The 17,986-nt window shown below is 69.5% G+C and carries 8 protein-coding genes and 1 pseudogene; all 9 read left to right on the top strand.

Annotated features, from left to right (window positions below):
- Positions 1-232: 232 nt before the first annotated feature.
- Complete coding sequence (locus ACZY0Y_RS09610; RefSeq protein WP_463957655.1) at positions 233-6,271, top strand: Ig-like domain-containing protein; 6,039 nt, start codon at positions 233-235, stop codon at positions 6,269-6,271.
- Between the two features lie 91 nt (positions 6,272-6,362).
- Positions 6,363-7,337 carry an AAA family ATPase gene (locus tag ACZY0Y_RS09605; protein ID WP_463883764.1) on the top strand — a complete coding sequence of 325 codons (975 nt, stop codon included), beginning with the start codon at positions 6,363-6,365 and terminating at the stop codon, positions 7,335-7,337.
- 71 nt (positions 7,338-7,408) lie between these two features.
- Complete coding sequence (locus tag ACZY0Y_RS09600) at positions 7,409-8,740, top strand: DUF58 domain-containing protein (RefSeq protein ID WP_463957654.1); 1,332 nt, start codon at positions 7,409-7,411, stop codon at positions 8,738-8,740.
- Positions 8,737-11,307 carry a transglutaminase-like domain-containing protein gene (locus ACZY0Y_RS09595; protein WP_463883762.1) on the top strand — a complete coding sequence of 857 codons (2,571 nt, stop codon included), beginning with the start codon at positions 8,737-8,739 and terminating at the stop codon, positions 11,305-11,307. The genes ACZY0Y_RS09600 and ACZY0Y_RS09595 overlap by 4 nt, the downstream gene beginning before the upstream one ends.
- Positions 11,304-12,743, top strand: coding sequence for an RDD family protein (locus ACZY0Y_RS09590; RefSeq protein WP_463957652.1), 1,440 nt, complete (start codon positions 11,304-11,306; stop codon positions 12,741-12,743). Before ACZY0Y_RS09595 ends, ACZY0Y_RS09590 begins: the two co-directional genes overlap by 4 nt.
- Positions 12,740-13,777, top strand: coding sequence for a PP2C family protein-serine/threonine phosphatase (locus ACZY0Y_RS09585; RefSeq protein ID WP_463957650.1), 1,038 nt, complete (start codon positions 12,740-12,742; stop codon positions 13,775-13,777). Before ACZY0Y_RS09590 ends, ACZY0Y_RS09585 begins: the two co-directional genes overlap by 4 nt.
- Positions 13,764-15,578, top strand: a complete 1,815-nt coding sequence (locus ACZY0Y_RS09580) for an FHA domain-containing protein (protein ID WP_463957648.1) — start codon at positions 13,764-13,766, stop codon at positions 15,576-15,578. Before ACZY0Y_RS09585 ends, ACZY0Y_RS09580 begins: the two co-directional genes overlap by 14 nt.
- Complete coding sequence (locus ACZY0Y_RS09575) at positions 15,575-17,242, top strand: serine/threonine-protein kinase (RefSeq protein ID WP_463957646.1); 1,668 nt, start codon at positions 15,575-15,577, stop codon at positions 17,240-17,242. The genes ACZY0Y_RS09580 and ACZY0Y_RS09575 overlap by 4 nt, the downstream gene beginning before the upstream one ends.
- 29 nt (positions 17,243-17,271) lie before the next feature.
- Positions 17,272-17,952 (top strand): annotated as a pseudogene (locus tag ACZY0Y_RS09570) (hypothetical protein); the annotation flags it as partial.
- Positions 17,953-17,986: the final 34 nt, after the last annotated feature.

Raw genomic sequence — 17,986 nt, 5'->3', positions numbered from 1 at the left:
ACCGGCCGGTGGGCAGTCCTGCCCATCGCCCACCACCGGATCATTCGGTAGGCTGGCGCGGGAAGTGGGCGGCCTTGTCTCGGGCCTGCCGGGGAACCACGATGCCATCCTGAAGGAAAGCTGAGCTGTGACACGTCTGCCCGCACTGGGGTCCAAGAAGCCGGGATCCAAAATATCCGGGTCCAACACGCGGCGCCCCCATCATCCGGTCTCAAACAAACGGCGCAGGAAGTTGCTCACCGCCACCGCCATCGTCTCCGCTGCGGCGGTGCTGATTACCGGGGCCATCATTTATCCGGGGTTCAAGACCACTGAGGTGGAGTTGAATGATGGCGGCGTGTGGGTGGTGTCGAAGTCCAAGAATGCGGTGGGGCGGTTGAATTATCCGTCGCGGGTTTTGGATGGGGCGGTGACGCCGGCGTCGGCGACCTTTGACGTGCTGCAGGATGCTTCGACGGTGTTTGTCGATGACAGTGCGGGGTCCACGCTGAACCAGGTGTCGGCGGCGCAGATGCGGTTGGGCGGGGATAAGAAGCTGCCCGGCGCCGCGGAGGTGAGTTTCGGCTCGAAGGTCATTTCGGTGACGGACGCGGCGAAGGGCACGGTGTGGGCGCTCTCGCCGTCCACGGTGAATGGTTTTGATGCGGAGAACTCCGAACCGGTCCTGAAGGGCTCGGAGGGGACCGTCTCGGCGGTCGGGGGTGATGACCGGATCTACAGTGCCGATCCGAAGACCGGGCAGGTCACCGTGACGAGCGTGGATGCCGACGGCGGGCGTACGGACGCGAAGGTGAGCACGTGGGACGGGCTTAAGGGTGCGGGGGATCTGCAGCTGACCGTGGTGGGGGATGCGCCGGTGGTCCTGGATGCGGGGCGGGGGAAGCTGTTCCTGCCGGGCGGGCGGGAGCTGGCGCTGGCGGAGGCGCGGGACGCGAAGCTGCAGCTCTCCGGACCTGCAGCGGACGCGGTGGCCATTGCCACCCCGAAGGCTCTGCTCAAACAGCCGCTGGACGGTTCGACGGCGAAGACGGTGACCTTCGGCGGGCAGGGTGTTCCCGCGGCGCCGGTGCAGCTCGCGGGCTGCATCCATGCGGCGTGGTCCGGGGCGAACAAGTATGTCCGGGACTGTGCCAACGACGCCGATGACAAGACGGTCGCAGTGCCGAAGGCATCCGCCGCGCCGAAATACGTCTTCCGGGTCAACCGGGACCTGGTGGTCCTGAACGATGTGAACTCCGGCAATGTCTGGCTGGTGAACCAGAACATGCAGCTGGTCAACAACTGGGACGACGTCGTCCCGCCCAAGAACCAGTCCAATGACCAGGACAAGGAATCCGCGGACAACAACACCATTAACGTCCTGCCGGACCGCACCAAACCGAACCGGCCCCCGGAAACCAAGCCCGACGCCGTCGGCGTCCGCCCGGGCCGCACCACCATCCTCTCCGTGCTGGACAACGACACCGACCCCGACGGCGACGTCCTCACGGCCAGCGTCGGGAACACCGGCCCCAAGTCCGGCAGCCTGGAGAACATCTACGGCGGAACGGCTTTCCAGGTCACCGTTCCCGCGGACGCCAAGCCGGGCAACGAGAGCTTCGCCTACAACGCCGCGGACGGCCGCGGGCTCACCGCCGCCGGCAGCATCACCCTGAGCGTCGTGGGCCCGGACGAGAACAAGCCACCGCTGTTCAAGCGCGGGGACCCCACCACCATGCTGGTGGAGCAGGGCAAAACCGTCAGCCAGAATATCCTCACCGACTGGACCGACCCGGACGGCGACGACCTGGTCCTGATGGACGCCACGGCGGACAACGACCAGGACCAGGTCAAAATCCGCCGCGACGGTCTGCTGACCTACCAGGACTCCGGCGCCGCGCCCGGCAAGAAATCCGTCACCGTGTCCATCTGGGACGGCCGGGCCACCACCACCGCCAAGGTGATCATCAACGTGCAGCCGCCCGGCGCCCTGCAGCCCGTGGTCAACGCGGACCACGTGACCGCCGTCGTCGGTCAGGACCTTGTGATCGCGCCGCTGAAGAACGATATGGACCCCAATGGGGGCTCCCTGCGCCTGGCCCAGGTGGAAGGCGCCGGCACGGCCCAGCTGGGACCCGTGACCGACGGCGGCACCTTCACGTTCCGCAGCGACACCGCCGGCCCCGTCTACCTGACCTATATCGCCAGCAACGGACCGCAGAGCAGCCAGGGCCTGATCCGGGTGGACGTGGAGTCCGGCAAGGACGCCGGCAATCCGGTGGCCGTGCACGACGTCGCCCTCCTGCCCGTCGGCGGCAGCGTGCTCCTGGACCCGCTGGCCAACGACTCGGACCCGTCCGGGGGTGTGCTGGTGCTGCAGTCCGTCCAATTGCCGGAGAACACCACCGCCTCCGTCAGCGTGATCGATCACAGCGTGCTGCGGATCACCGACGTTGTGGGCACCAAGGATCCCTTCACCTTCCGGTACACCATGTCCAACGGCACCAAGTCGGCCACCGGCAGCGTCTCCGTGGTCCCCGTCCCCGCCCCCGCCGTCGTCGAGGCACCGCAGCCCAAGCCGGACGAAGTGAACGTGCGCGTCAACGACGTCGTCACCATCCCGGTACTGGCCAACGACACCCACCCGCAGGGCGAAAAGCTGAACGTGGACCCGGTGCTCCCGCAGCCCGTCCCGGAGGCCGACGGCAAGAGCTTCATCTCCGAAAACAACCTCCGCTTCATCGCCGGGGCGCAGCCCAAAACGGTGCGCGCCATCTACAACGCCGTGGACCCGCAGGGCCAGAAGAGCGCCGCGGCCGTCACTATCCACATCCTGCCGCTGGAAGGCGCGGAGAACACCCGCCCGCAGCCGAAAAACCTCACCGCCCGGGTAGTGGCCGCCGGTTCCGTCAGGATCCCGGTGGAACTTGACGGGATCGACCCCGACGGCGACTCCGTCCAGCTGACCGGCATCGACAGTACCCCGGCGAAGGGCACCGCCACGGTGGGCAGCAACTTCATCGACTTCACCGCCGCCGGGGACGGCGCCGGCACGGACACCTTCCGCTACAAGGTGGTGGACCGCCAGGGTGCCGTCAACACAGGGACCGTGACTGTGGGCATCGCCCCGCGCGGGGACACCAACCAAAAGCCCACCCCGGTGGACGACGAGGTCAAGGTCCGTCCGGGCCGGCAGATCGCAGTGGATGCCATGCGCAATGACACCGATCCCGACGGCGACCCCATCCGCATCATCGGCGACGGCATCGAGGCCGCCCCGGAACTCCAGGCCACCGTCAGCAAACAAAGCGGCCGCGTCCTCGTGCTGGCTCCGGGCCAGGAAGGCACCGTCAACGTCCGCTACGCGGTGGCCGATGACCGCGGTGCCACGGCCGGTGCCGCGATCGCCGTCAAGGTGCAGAAGGACGTCCCGCTGCTGGCCCCAATCGCCCGGGATGACCGGGTGACCTCGGCGCAGACGCTCGGCAGGACCGCCGTCGAGGTACCCGTCCTCAAGAACGACGAGGACCCCGACGGCGTCGGGGAGAACCTTCGGATCGCCACGGACGCCAAGACCGCCCGGCCCGGCGCCGAAGGCACCATGGTTGTCGAGCTCACGGAACAGCCGCAGCTCATCCCGTACACCGTCGAAGACGTGGACGGGCAGAAGTCCACCGCCATCATCTGGGTTCCCGGGCTGGGCCAACAGGTCCCCACCCTGGCCAAGGACGAGGTCATCGAGGTCATCGCCGGGCAGTCCGTCACCGTTGACCTCAACGAGTGGGTCAAGGTGCGCGAGGGACGCACGCCCCGGCTGACCCAGACGGACCGGATCAAACTCATTGGCGCCGACGGCTCGGACCCCGTGGCCGGCAACGGCACCGCGCTGAAGTACACCGCCGGCAAGGACTACGTGGGCCCCGGCTCGCTCAGCTTCGAAGTCACCGACGGCTCCGGCCCGGACGATCCCGCCGGCCTGAAGGCCACGCTCAGCATCCGCACGAAGGTGCTGCCGGACCCCCAGCGGAACAACCCGCCCGTACTGCTCGGCAGCCAGCTGGACGTACCCAAGGGGGACTCTTCCACCACCGACCTGGCCAAGCTGACCACCGACCCGGACCAGGGTGACGTGGACAACATGAACTATGAGGTCACCGGCGGTGTGCCGCAGGGCTTCGACGCCCGGATCGACGGGAAGTCGCTGAAGGCCTCCGCCAAGGACGGTACCGCTGCCGGGACCACCGGCGCCGTCCAGGTCAAGGCCAGGGACCCCCGGGGCCTGGAGGCCACGGCCACGTACCAGCTCACTGTCACCGCCTCCAACCGGCCCAAGCCGGTGGCCAACGACGACGTCGAACCCAACGCCGCCGCCGGCAAAGCCGTCACGGTCAGCGTGCTGGCCAATGACGCCAACCCGTTCCCGGAGACGGCGCTGAAGATCATCTCGGCCGTCACCGAGACCGGCCAGGGCACTGCCGCCGCGGGAGGCGACACCGTGACGGTGACGCCCGCGGCCGGCTTCTCGGGAACCATGATTGTTGCCTACACAGTGGCCGACAAGACCGGGGAATCCTCCCGCTACGCCACCGCCCGGATCCGGCTGACGGTCAAGGACAAGCCGCTGGCCCCGGCCACCCCCCAGGCCCAGAGCGTGGGCGACAGCACCGCCCTGCTGAACTGGAGTGCCCCGGCGGACCGCGGCTCCGCGATCACCAAGTACACGGTCTACGGCGAGGCCGGCTACCGCCAGGACTGCCCGGCCAATTCGTGCACGCTCAACGGGCTGAGCAACAACGCCAAGTACCACTTCCAGGTGACCGCCAGCAACGAGTACGGCGAATCGGACCGCTCCCCGGCCTCGGCCGAGGTGCGCCCGGACGTCAAGCCGGACACCCCGGCGGCGCCGGCGGTGAAATTCGGCGACACGCAGCTGACCGTGACGTGGGCGGCCCCGGCATCCAAGGGCTCGCCCGTGAAAAGCTATGACCTGGAGATCTCGCCGGCACCGCCGGGACAGAACGCCCAGATCCAGAACCTCAGCGCGGTGAGCTACGTCTGGAAGGGCCTGAAGAACGGCGTGGCCTACAAGGTGCGCGTGCTGGCCCGGAACGACGCCAAGGAACCCTCCGAATGGAGCGCCTACTCCGCCGCCGAAACCCCCGCCGGGGTGCCGGTGACCCCGGCGGCTCCCAGTGCCAGCCAGGCCGGGTCCGTGGGCGCCCAGAGCCAGCTCAAGGTGAACTGGGCGGCGCCGAACAACAACGGCGACACCATCTCCAGCTACACACTCACCACCTTGCGCGGCGGGGCCGCAGTGGCGACCCAGCAGGTCGCCGGCACCACACAGAACGTCACGGTGGACAACTCCGAGGCGGACTACACCTTCACCGTTTCGGCCACCAACAAGGCCGGAACCTCCGGGGTGAGCCCGCAGTCGGCGCGGATCCGGGCCGCCGGCAAGCCCGGCACCGTCAGCAGCGGGACCGTCAAGGAGACCGGCACCAGCGGCCAGCTGGCCGTGACGTTTACCCCGCTCACCCAGGCCCAGCGCAACGGCTCCCAGGACACGGAGATCACCTACCGGTGGTCAACCGCCAACGGTTCCGGCCCGATCAACGCCGGAGGCGGAACCATCGGCGGCCAGCCCAACGGCCAGAACGTGACCGTCAACATCATCGCCACCTCCACCAAGAACAACGTGGCCGGGGACGCGAACGCGATCGGTACGGGCAATCCCTACGCCCCGCCGGGCGCGCCCAACGTCAACGGCGGGAAGTCCGGCGTCGGGGATGGCCAGGTGCACTGGACGTGGAACGACCCCGCCACCAACGGCAGGGCCCTGGACCACTATGAAGTGAACCTGGACGGCGGTGGCTGGACGTCCGTGGGCAAGGTCAACAGGTTCGACGCTGCCGGGGGTGGCTGGGACAAGACCAGGTCCCTGCAGGTCAGGGCCTTCACCGTGGTCTACGGCGGGGCCGGACAGGCTTCGGCCACGTCCGGGAACGACCCGACCCCGCCTGTCGCGCTGTCACAGATCCAGGTGGATGCCTCCAGCGTCCGGACGTGCCCGGGGCAACCTGGCGTCAGGGACTCCTACAGCGACGGCCCGCCCAAGTCTTGCGGTGCCGGCTGGGTGGACCGGTCCGAGGGCAGGCTCGACATCAACTGCACCAAGGACATCTACAACAACGGCACCCCGTGGTTCCGGGTGACCCAGGGCAGCCATCCGGGCTGGTACGTCAAGTCCACCACCGTGGATCTCTACGGTCCCCGGCCCGGCGGCTGCTGATGGGGTCAACTAAGCTCAGCAGCGGACACTGCGGGGCTCCCCGACAGCAGCGCAGCACACCCTTCCACCCAGAACAGAAGAGGACCAACCCATGACCATGACCACCGAACAGGCCGAATGGTTTTCCGGCACCTTCGAAAAGCTCGTCGCCAACGTCGGGCAGGCTGTCCTGGGCAAGGCCCACGTCATCCGGCTGACCTTCACCGCCATGCTGGCCGAGGGACATGTCCTCTTCGAGGACGCTCCGGGCACCGGCAAGACGTCGCTGGCGCGGGCCCTCGCGGCCACCGTCCAGGGCTCCAACAACCGCATCCAGTTCACCCCGGACCTGCTGCCCTCCGACGTCACCGGCGTGACCATCTATGACCAGAAGACGCAGAAGTTCGAGTTCCACAAGGGGCCCATCTTCAACAACATCGTCCTGGCCGACGAAATCAACCGGGCCTCGCCCAAGACCCAGTCGGCGCTGCTGGAGGTCATGGAAGAATCCCGGGTCACGGTGGACGGCACCACCTACGAGGCGGGCCGGCCGTTCATGGTGATGGCCACCCAGAACCCGATCGAACAGGCCGGCACCTACCGGCTGCCCGAGGCCCAGCTGGACCGGTTCCTGATCAAGACTTCCATCGGCTACCCGGACCACGCCTCCACGGTGCAGCTGCTCGGCGGCGCCAACCTCAAGGACCGCTCCAAGGACATCACCCCCGTCATCACCACCCAGGCGATCGCGGACATGGCCGACCTCGCCGCGACCACCCACGTGGACACCGCGGTGCTGGAATACATCTCCCGGCTTTGCGAGGAGACCCGCAATGCCCCGGAGACCCGCCTGGGCGTTTCCGTCCGCGGCGCCCTCGCGATGGTCCGTGCCTCCAAGGTCTGGGCCGCCAGCCAGGGCCGCAACTTTGTGCTCCCGGATGACATCAAGGACCTGGCCGCCGTCGTCTGGACCCACCGCCTGGTGATGGACCCGGAAGCCGAGTTCTCCGGCGCCACCGCCGACGCCGTGCTGGCGCGCGTGCTCGGCGAAGTCGCCGCACCGCAGCAGCGCGCTTCCGTGGTCTAAGGGCGCCGGCTAGCAGCAGCGTCCAGAACCCCACCGGCATCCCGTCACCCAGCACGAACAAAGGCACCCATATGTCCTCCAGCACTCCGCTGACCCGGCTTGCTGAGCGCCTGCAACGGCCCTTCCACCGGGACGGCAGGCCAACCCGGCTGCACCCGGCTTCCCTGTGGCGTGAGGCCGGCAGCACCGCCGGCGTCGCCCTGGCCCCGGCCTGGCGCTCCGTCCGGGGGCTCTGGCTGCGCCGCGTGTGGCCGGTCCTGTCCGTGGTGAGCGTCCTGGGCTGGTCCGTGCTGGCGGCCGCGGTCCTGCTGTGGACCGTGGGCCAGGCGTTCGGCTGGCAGGAAGCCAAGGCAGCCGCGATCGCCGCGTTCGTCCTGTTCGTCCTCGCCGTCGGATTCATCCTGGGCCGGTCCTCCTACGGCGTTGTCCTGGACCTGGCCCGGACCCGGGTGGCCGTGGGGGACAGCGCGGTCGGCAGCATCGCGGTCTCCAACACCTCCGCCCGCCCCCTGCTGCCCGCGGACCTGGAACTCCCGGTCGGCGCCGCCACCGCCGTCTTCCACCTGCCCCGGATGAAGCCGCAGCAGGTCCATGAGGACCTGTTCACCATCCCCACCGCGCGCCGCGCCGTGATCGTGGTGGGCCCCGTCCGCTCCGTCCGGGCCGACCCGCTGCACCTGCTGCGCCGCCAGGTGCTCTGGACCGAACCCGAGGACCTGTTCGTACACCCGAAAACCGTGGCGCTGGCAGGCTCGGCCGCCGGCTTCATCCGTGACCTCGAAGGCATGCCCACCACCGACCTCTCCAGCGCCGACGTCTCCTTCCATGCCCTGCGCGACTACGTACCCGGGGACGACCGGCGGCACATCCACTGGAAAACAACGGCCCGGACCAACAAGCTGATGGTCCGACAGTTCGAGGAAACCCGCCGCGCCCACCTCGCCATCTCGCTGTCCATCAACACGGACGAATACGCCTCCGAAGAGGAATTCGAGCTGGCCATCTCCGCCGCCGCCTCGATCGGACGGCAGGCGATCCGCGAACAGCGCGACCTCGACGTGCTGACCCAGAAAGGCCCGCTGCGCTGCGAAACCGGCCGCAACATGCTCGATGACATGACCCGGCTCGTCGGCGCACCGCAGCGCAAAACCGCCGTCGACCTCGCCCGGAGCCTCGCGGACACCGTCCCCAACGCCTCCGTCGTGTTCCTGGTGGTCGGCAGCAACGTCACCCCCACCCAGCTGCGCTCCGCCTCCGCGTCGGTGCCCGTGGGCGTCCGAAGCCTCGCCGTCCGGCTCCAGTCCGGCGCCGCCCCGGCCAGGGCAAACATCGGGGACCTGACCGTACTGACCCTCGGCGACCTCTCTGACCTGGCCATCGTGCTGAGAAAGGCGGCAGCATGAGCACCGCAACAACGCCACGCCGCCGGAACAACACACCGGCAGGGAAGCGTTCCGGCAAACCTTCCGGCTTCGCCGGTGGCCAGCCGGCCTGGCATCCCGCGCTCGACGCCGGTGCCCTCACCGTGCTGCTTGGCCTCGGCGTGCTCGGGTTCAGCCTCAGCTTCGGCGGCGACCCGTACTACCTGATCGCGGGCTTCGGCGGCATCCTGCTGGGCCTCGCCCTCGCCGCGGCCAACGTGCACTTCCGGCTTGGCCTGCTCATCACCAGCGCCCTGGCGCTCGGCGTGTACCTCGTCTTCGGCACCGCCCTGGCAGTCCCGGAGGCCTCGATCGCTGGCGTCCTGCCCACCCTCGACTCACTGCGCACCCTGCTGCTGGGTGTCGTGTTCGCCTGGAAGGACATGCTCACCGTCGGCGTTCCGGTCGGCACCGCCGGCGGGACCCTGATTGTGCCGTTCCTGAGCTCGCTCCTCACCGCGCTGGCCGCCGGGCTGCTGATCTGGCGGCTCAAGAGCCCGTACTGGCCGCTGCTGCCGGTGCTGGTGCTGTTCATCACCGGCATCGCCTTCAGCACGAACGCCGGATTCCTGACTGTGGAACGCGGCATCTCACTCACCGTGGTCGCCATCGCCTGGGCCACCTTCCGCCGCGACGCGCTCCGCCGCAGCGACACCCGCAAGGTCTCCGTCAACCGGCTGGAGACGGACGAGGCCACCGCCCGCGCCGCCACCCTGCGCCGGCTGGGCACCGCCGCCGCCGTGATCGCCGTCGCCATCGGCATCACCGCCGTCGCGTCGCCCCTGGTCACCGCCGGCGACGACCGCAGGGTTCTGCGCAACACGATCGTCCCGCCGTTCGACCCCAAGGACTACGTCACCCCGCTGGCGAGCTTCCGAAACTTCGTCAAGGACAAAAAGGACGACAACCTCTTTGTCGTGAAGGGCCTGCCCAAGGATGCCAGGGTGCGGCTCGCCGCGCTCGACTCCTTCAACGGCACCAACTACAACATGGACCCGAACGGCTCCGGCAGTTTCAGCAAGGTGGGCGACGCAAAATCCATCAACACCTTGGCGGACGCCGGCGGGATCGTGCCCGGCAACAATTACGCCCTGGACATCACGATCGAGGACTACCAGGGCTACTTCCTGCCCGGCGGCCGCAGGACCACCGGCATCAGCTTCACCCGCGACGGCTCCAGCGCGGCGTCCGGCCTGTACTTCAACGCCGGCACGGACACGGCCGTGACCACCAAAGGGCTGGCGAAGGGCGACTCCTACCGCGTCCAGGTGGCAGACCCCGCCACCCTGGAACACGGGCAGCTGACGCAGTACGACTTCGCCAAGATCTCCTTGCCGGACCCCGCCGAGGTGCCGCCCGTCGTCGGGTCCCAGGCGAACGACCTCGCCGCCGAGGCCCCCACGGCCATCGACCGGGTCCGCCAGGTCGAGGCGCACTTCCAGAAGAAGGGCGCCTTCAGCAACGGTCTGATCGCCGACGGCCAGCTCCCCAGCGTCTCCGGCCACGGTGCCAACCGCATCCGGAGCCTGCTCACCGCCAAGCAGATGCTCGGCGACGACGAACAATACGCCGTCGCGATGTCGCTGATGCTCCGCCACCTCGGCATCCCCTCCCGCGTGGTCATGGGGTTCTACCCGGATCCCAAGAGCCCGGAAAACGGCGCCGGCGAAGTGCAGATCACCGGCAAGGACGTCCACGCCTGGGTCGAAGTCGCCTTCGACCGCGCCGGCTGGGTGTCCTTCGACCCCACCCCGCCGAAGGATAACGTGCCGATCCCGCCGGATCCGGAGAACAAGTCCAAACCCAAGCCGCAGGTGTTGCAGCCGCCGCCTCCGCCGCAGGAGCCCGCGGACCTTCCGCCGGACTCCTCACCGGATGCGCTGGATGCCGACGAGAAGAAGAACAACCCCTGGCTGTTCTGGGGCCCTCTCCTGACGGCGATTGGCCTCGCGCTGATCCCGGTCGGGATCCTGGCGCTGCCGCTGCTGCTGATCGCCCTGTTGAAATCCCGGCGCCGGAGGGCCCGCTTCAGCGACGGCCCCCCGACGCAGCGCGTCGGCGGCGGCTGGAACGAAGTCGTCAGCCTCGCGACCGACCTCGGCGCAGGTGTGGACAGCCGCGCCACCCGGCGGGAGTCCGCCGTCGTACTCGCCGACGCGTTCCCGGCCGCACGGGGGACCACCACGCTGCTCGCCCACCGGGCCGACGCCGCAATCTTCGGTGCCGGCCAGCCGAGCGAGGACCAGGTGCGGCAGTACTGGGAGATCGTGGACGGCTCGCTCAAGGAGATGACCGGAACGCTCGGGTTCTGGGGACGGCAGCGGGCCCGGTTCTCGCCACGCTCCCTGCTGGCCGACGGCCGGGCCGCGCTCACAGCCGGGGGCCTCAAGCTGCGCCTCCCCGTCAGGAAAGGCGCCGCACCCGCAGGTCCCCAAACGCCGGCAGGTACAGTGGAGTCCGGCCCGGCGGCAGCAGCCCACCCTGATGCGGCCGCCGGCACCGCAGCCGACGCCAGCCAGCCCGCCAGGAAGAACCACCACGAGCCATGACCGACGACGCCGAACGCTGCCCGCGCTGCCAGCAGCCGCTCCGCCAGGGGGCTGCCTTCTGTACCTCCTGCGGCACGCCGCTGAGCAACCGTTCCGCCCGGAACGCCCGCAATGTGCGGGAGCTGCCCCCCGCCCCACTGATCCCCGGTAGTATCCCGGTAACGCAAGGCCCGGCCACGGGCCGCGGACAAGGGGGAGGTCCTTCCATGCCGAACAAGCTTGAGCTGGTACCCGCCGCTGCCGGAAAGCGCCTGGGTGCCGCCGTCCTGGACTGGCTGCCGCCAGTGGCCATCCTGACAATCCTGCTGGCGATCGGTGCCGCCGGGATCACCAGGAGCCAAAGCGGCGGCTTCATCGTGTACGACACGTCGTCCCTGGTGCTGTTCGGCGGCATCGGTGCGGGCCTCACGGCCATCTACACCGTGGTTCTTGCCACACTCGAAAGCCGTTCCGGCGTGACCCCCGGAAACAGCCTCATGGGCATCCGCAGCACCGATGCTGACGGCTTCGCGCCGGGCGGGGGAGCGGTGTTCCTCCGCGGCCTCATCACCGGCGCCGGCGTGCTGCTCGCCGTGATCGCCACCGCGGCCGTCATGATGTTCCAGTGGTTCGCCATCGCCCTCCTGGTGCTGGGGCCGCTGGTGTTCCTGGCCGCAGCCTGGGCTGTGGTCGTGGTGCTCTCCAGCTCCTGGGACTCCAACGGCAAGCTCCGCGGCTGGCACGATACCGCCGCCAAGACCCTCGTCTTCGATGTGAAAGCCGGCCGCAACCCGATCACCACCGGCGGCATCCAGGGCCCGTACAGCTTCGCGCCGCTGGACCTTCCTCCGGTCCAGCAGGTCGCCTCGCCGCTGGCGGGGGCCATGGCCGCAGCTCCGGCCGTACTCCATCCCCACCAGCGGCAGCCGGCTGCCGGCGTGCAACCGCCGGCCGTTGTGCAGCAGCCCGCCGCCGCAGCACATCCCGCAGCCGCGCTACCGCCAGTTCCCCAGCCGGCGTCGTTCGCGCCGGCGGCCCGGACCGCCACCGTCCCGCCGGGCACCCACCCCGACGACGACCACGACCGCACCCAGGTCCGCGGCGACACACACGCCCCGGTCACCGTGGCGATGCTCCGGATCCGGCTGGACGACGGCCGCGACATCGAGCTGGACCGTACGGTGCTGGTCGGCCGGAACCCCGCCGGACACCCCGGCGAGGAACCGCTGCAGCTCATCCCGGTCGCGGATCCCGGCCGTTCCATTTCCAAGACCCACCTCCATCTGCTGGCCGGAAACGGGGGCGTCTGGGTGACGGACCGCAACTCCACCAACGGCAGCGCCGTCACCACCCCGGACGGTATCCGTACCGCCCTCGCGGCGGGGGAGCCCACCCACGTCCGCCCAGGTTCCACCGTGCACTTCGGTGACCGCTCCTTCTACCTAGGACAGGCATGATTCCCCAGCCGGCCGCCGTTCCCCCCTCAGCCAACTCCGACGCCGGACCCGTGCCGGCGCCCGACGGTTCCTCCAGCAGTTCCTCCAGCGGTTCCTCCAGCCTCCGGCTGAATTGCGGTTACGGCACCGACCGTGGCCTGCGCCGCGAAATGAACGAGGACTCCTTCATTGCCTCCGACCCCGTCTTCGCGGTCGCGGACGGCATGGGCGGGCATGAGGCCGGGGAGATCGCCAGCGGCATCTGCGTCCGCACGCTCGCGCGGATCCCGCAGCTGGCGCGCGGGAAGCGGGACGCCACCGCCGGCGTCGTGCAGGAGCACCTGCTCATGGCCGACGAAAGCATCCGCGAGGCCACCGGCGCCCGCGCCGGCACCACACTCTCCGGCGTCGTGGTGGTGGAGCAGATGGGTGCCCCATACTGGCTGGTCCTCAACATCGGCGACTCCCGGACCTACCGCCTCAGCCACGGCCAGCTCAGCCAGGTCAGCGTCGACCACTCCGAGGTCCAGGAACTCGTGGACGCCGGGCAGATCAGCCAGGCGCAGGCTGCCGTGCACCCGCGCCGGCACGTCGTCACCCGTGCCCTTGGCACCGGCGACGAGATCGAGGCCGACTACTGGCTGCTGCCCATCGAGGAAGGCGACAGGATCCTGGTCTGCTCCGACGGGCTCAACGGCGAACTCGACGACGAGCACATCTCCAATATCCTCCGTTCCCACGCGGACCCGCAGGCGGCCGTGGATGAGCTCATCCAGGCGGCCCTGCGCAGCGGCGGCCGGGACAATGTCACCTGTATTGTGCTCGACGCGACGGATGTCAGCGACGACGACGGCGCCGCCCGGACAGCGCCGCGCAGCGCCGCCGCAGCGGAGGACGAGGACACCCTGCCCCGCACGGACGCACTGGAGTTGGCCCCCAACGGGGAACTGGCGTCGGAGGACGGGACTGTTGAAGGACACGCTGTTGACCGCCAGGCTGTTGCAGGACGGGCTGTTGAAGGACAGGGCAAGGACGCGACTGATGTCAGGCAGTAACCCCGCCGCTGCTGCGCGTTACACGCCTGGCAGCTGGCTCGGTGTGGTGCGCTCCGGAACCGTGGTGCTCCTGCGCCCGGACAGTTCGCCTGCCCTGGTCCAGTCACTGTGGGAACTCCTCGCCACCGTCCCCGAAGCGCACGAAGTGCTCGACGCCGTGTCTTCGGCCTCGGGCGGTTCGCTCGCCCGGCTGCCGTGGTTCGCGATTGTGGCCAACCGGGGCTCCGTGCAGGCTTTCCTGCGCGGCGGGATCGACCTCACCGTGGACCTGCCTTCCGGCCCGGTGGACCTGAACGGCCGCGACGTCACCACCTGGACGGAACGGCGCTTCGCGGCAGCTGACGGATTCAGCCTGACCGTCCCCGGCGCCGAAGCCGCGGGGGCGCCCGGCGCTGCCCTGGACCTTCCGCTGGCCGACGGCGTGGTCCTGCTCCAGGGCCTGCGGGTGGACGTCACCGGAGCCGCCGCACGCGAACCCTCCCTGAGTTTTCCGGCAGCTGCAGTCCCGGTAGTTGCAGTCCGGGCGGCGACAGAAGAAGTGGCAGCGCCGGACGACGAAATCCTGGCGGCAGCCGAAGCCGACATTGCAGCCGAAGCCGGGAACGCGGCTGAACTGAGCGAGCACGGGGCGTCGTCGGCGACCGTACTTGAGTTCCCCGGCGAGGACCTCGAGCTGGACGGGACCCTGCACGAGGAACCCGAGCCGCTCACGGAACCGGAACCGGAACCGGAACCGGAACCGGAACCGGCCGGGCATGAGCCGGAACCGTCCGGGCCGCAGGAGCCGGCGGCTCCGGAGACGGCCGACCAGGAGCCAACCGGCACCTACGACCACCTCTGGGAACAGACGGTGATGCGGAACATCGAAGACGCGGCCGTCCGAGAGGATCCCGACGCCGACGCCGAACCCGCCGCCGGGTCCACTAGTGCAGACCCCGCACCCGAAACGGCGCCCGATCCGGAGCCGGCGGCAGCGCTGGAGGCTGCGGAACCCGAGGCCGCTCCTGCTCCCGCGCCGCCCGCGGCACCACGCCCGCCGTCCACCGGGCTGATCGACTCCGTGCCGTGGCACACCGGCGGCGACCGTGCCTCGTCGACCGCGTCCCGGACGCCCGGGCAGCCGGCCCCTCCAACAGCACCTTCACCGCTGCCGGCCGCACCGCTGCCGCCGTCGGCCCCGCAGGCGGGTGTCCCGCAGCGTGTCCAGCTGTCGGCCGCGCTGCCGGAAACCGACGCCGACCACGACGGCCAGACGATCATGAAGGGCGATCTCGCGGGACCCGGCGCGCTGCCGGACGGCGCAGCGCGACCGTCCACCGGGCCGGCTGCGGCACCGGCCACCGGACCCATGGTGCTGGCCCGCGTCTGCCCGCAGGGCCATGCCAACCCCTCCACCTACGCCCAGTGCGGCCGCTGCGCCCAGCCGTTGCCCGGCGAAGGTGTCCAGGTCCGGCGGCCCCGCCTGGGCCGGATGCGGCTGTCCAGCGGCGAACTGGTCGACCTCGACCAGTCACTCATCGTGGGACGCCAGCCTTCCGTGTCCCGCGTCCAGGGCGGGGTGATGCCCAGACTGGTCCAGGTGGCGAGTCCCAGCGGGGACATCTCCCGCTCGCATGTGGAGGTCCGGCTCGAGGGCTGGCACGTCATGCTGTGCGACCTCAAGGCGACCAACGGCACCGTCCTGGTCCGTGAAGGCCAGCCCCCGCGCCGGCTCGCCCAGGGCGAGATGGCCATCCTGCTCGACGGCGACATCGCCGAAGTCGGCGACGGCATCTCGCTGCGCTTTGAGGAGATCCCGTGAGCTCAAAACGGCCCGTAGCCCCGCCGCCAGTCATTCCGGGCTTCACCTACATCAGCCTGCTCGGCTCCGGCGGCTTCTCCGACGTCTACCTCTACGAACAGGACCGGCCGCGCCGCAAGGTCGCCGTCAAGGTGCTGCTTTCGGACCTGAAAACCGAAGGCGCCCGCCGCCGCTTCGAATCCGAAGCGAACCTGATGGCGCAGCTGTCCTCGCACCCGTACATCGTGACGATCTTCGAGGCCGAGATCACCGACACCGGGCACTCCTACCTCGCCATGGAGTACTGCTCCCGGCCCAGCCTGGACGTCCGGTACCGGCGGCAGGGCTTCAGCGTGGATGAGGTCCTCGCCGTCGGCATCCAGGTGGCGTCCGCCGTCGAGACCGCCCACCGGGCCGGGATCGCACACCGCGACATCAAGCCCGCCAACATCCTGGTCACGGACTACAACCGGCCGGCCCTGACCGACTTCGGCATCTCCGGCACCCTCGCCGGGGACGCCGATGAGGACGCTGGCATGTCCATCCCGTGGTCCCCGCCGGAGCAGTTCACCGGCCACCACGTCGACGGCGTCCTGGTGGACGTCTGGGCCCTCGGCGCCACGCTTTACACCCTGCTGGCCGGGCGGTCCCCGTTTGTGCTGCCGGGGGCGGACAACTCCCAGCGTGAGCTGATCTCCCGGATCAGCAACCTGCCGGTGCCGAAACTGGGCCGCGCCGATGTGCCGGAATCCCTGGAACTGGCGCTCTCGACGGCGATGGCCAAGTCCGCCTCCTCCCGCTACTCCTCGGCGCACGCCTTCGCCCTGGCCCTGCAGCGGATCCAGGCCGAACTGAACCTCTCCGTGACATCGTTCGAAGTCCTGGAGGAGCCGCGCGCCGAGGAAAACCACCCGGATGACGGCTTCGAGGAAACCCGGGTCCGCAGCGTCGCCTCGATCGACCCGGACGCCACCGGCAACGCCCCGACATTCCCGGCCAGGTTCCCCGGCACGGACACCAGTTCCACGGTTGACAACGCCACAACCTACAACGGCGCCACCAACAACGGGGCCGCCAACAACCTCGCCACCGTCCAGCGCCCGCCGGCGATGCCCGCCTTCGACGCGCCCGGGAGCGCCGGTTCTGCTGCCGGCACCGCCGCCCCCGACGACGACCTCGCGGCCACTGTCAACCGCTCCAGTGCGGCGGCCCCCGCAGGCGGCCCGGATGACGGCGCAGGGGAGCGCCCGGCCGGCCACGGCCGCCGCAACCTGCTGCTCTCGGTCGTCGGCGGCACCGTCCTGGTGGCCGCCGTCGTCCTCGGAATCGTGGCGGGCACCACCCGGCCCGGGCCGGCACCGAAAGCCACGGAGCAGGCCAGTAAACCGCCCGCGGACGCGCTGGACAACGGCACCGTCCCGGACGTCACCGCGCTGGCCGGGGTGGCCGGCCCGGCCGGAAAGGTCAGCTTCACCTGGACCAATCCGCAGCCCAAACCCGGCGACAGCTACAAGTGGCGGGTCCACACACTCAAGGGCGACGGCGACTACCAGTCATCCGCCGGGCCGGCCGCCGATATTGCGGCGAATCCGGCCGAACCCAGCTGCATCCAGGTCATGATCGTCCGCAGCGACGGGGCATCCTCGCCGCTGGGACCGGATTCCATCGCCTGCGTCAGCAAATAGCACCAACGAATTCCAGAAAGGCACGGCACATGGGGGATCTGGCAATAGATTTTTGCGGCGAGTGGCATGAGCCCTCGGACGAGGACGTCTTCAGCATCGGCCGCGAAGGCGACCTTGAGGTGGACGACAACCCGTACCTGCACCGGCAGTTCCTGCAGATCGCCCGCTATGACGGCATCTGGTGGCTCAGCAACGTCGGCAGCATGCTCTCCGCAACCATCGCCGATGCCTCCGGCGGGATGCAGGCGTGGCTCTCGCCGGGCGCCCGGATTCCGCTGGTTTTCAGCCACACCAACGTCATTTTCACCGCCGGCCCCACCACCTACGAGTTCGCCGTGCACCTGAGGACCCCCGCCTTCCGGCAGGAATCCCGCGACGAGGACAGCGGCGGCGACACCACCATCGGCCCGGTGGTCTTCACCGACTCGCAGAAGGCCCTGATCGTTGCCCTCGCCGAACCCATGCTGCGCCGCGAGGGGACCGGCTTCAGCGCCATCCCGTCCTCGGCCGAGGCCGCCAAAACCCTGGGCTGGGCCCTGACCCGGTTCAACAGAAAGCTGGATAACGTGTGCGACAAACTCGACAAGGTCGGAGTCGCCGGACTGCGCGGCGGCGGCGGAAAACTCGCCACGAACCGCCGCGCGCGGCTTGTGGAACACGCCGTCACCTCACACCTCGTGACCCCGGCGGACCTGCACCTGCTTGAAAAGCACAACGCTGAAAAGCACAACGCTGAAAAGCACA

This window comes from Pseudarthrobacter kochi (assembly GCF_055412805.1).
The sequence above is the reverse complement of the archived record's forward strand: the minus strand, read 5'-3'. Positions and strand labels throughout refer to the sequence as shown.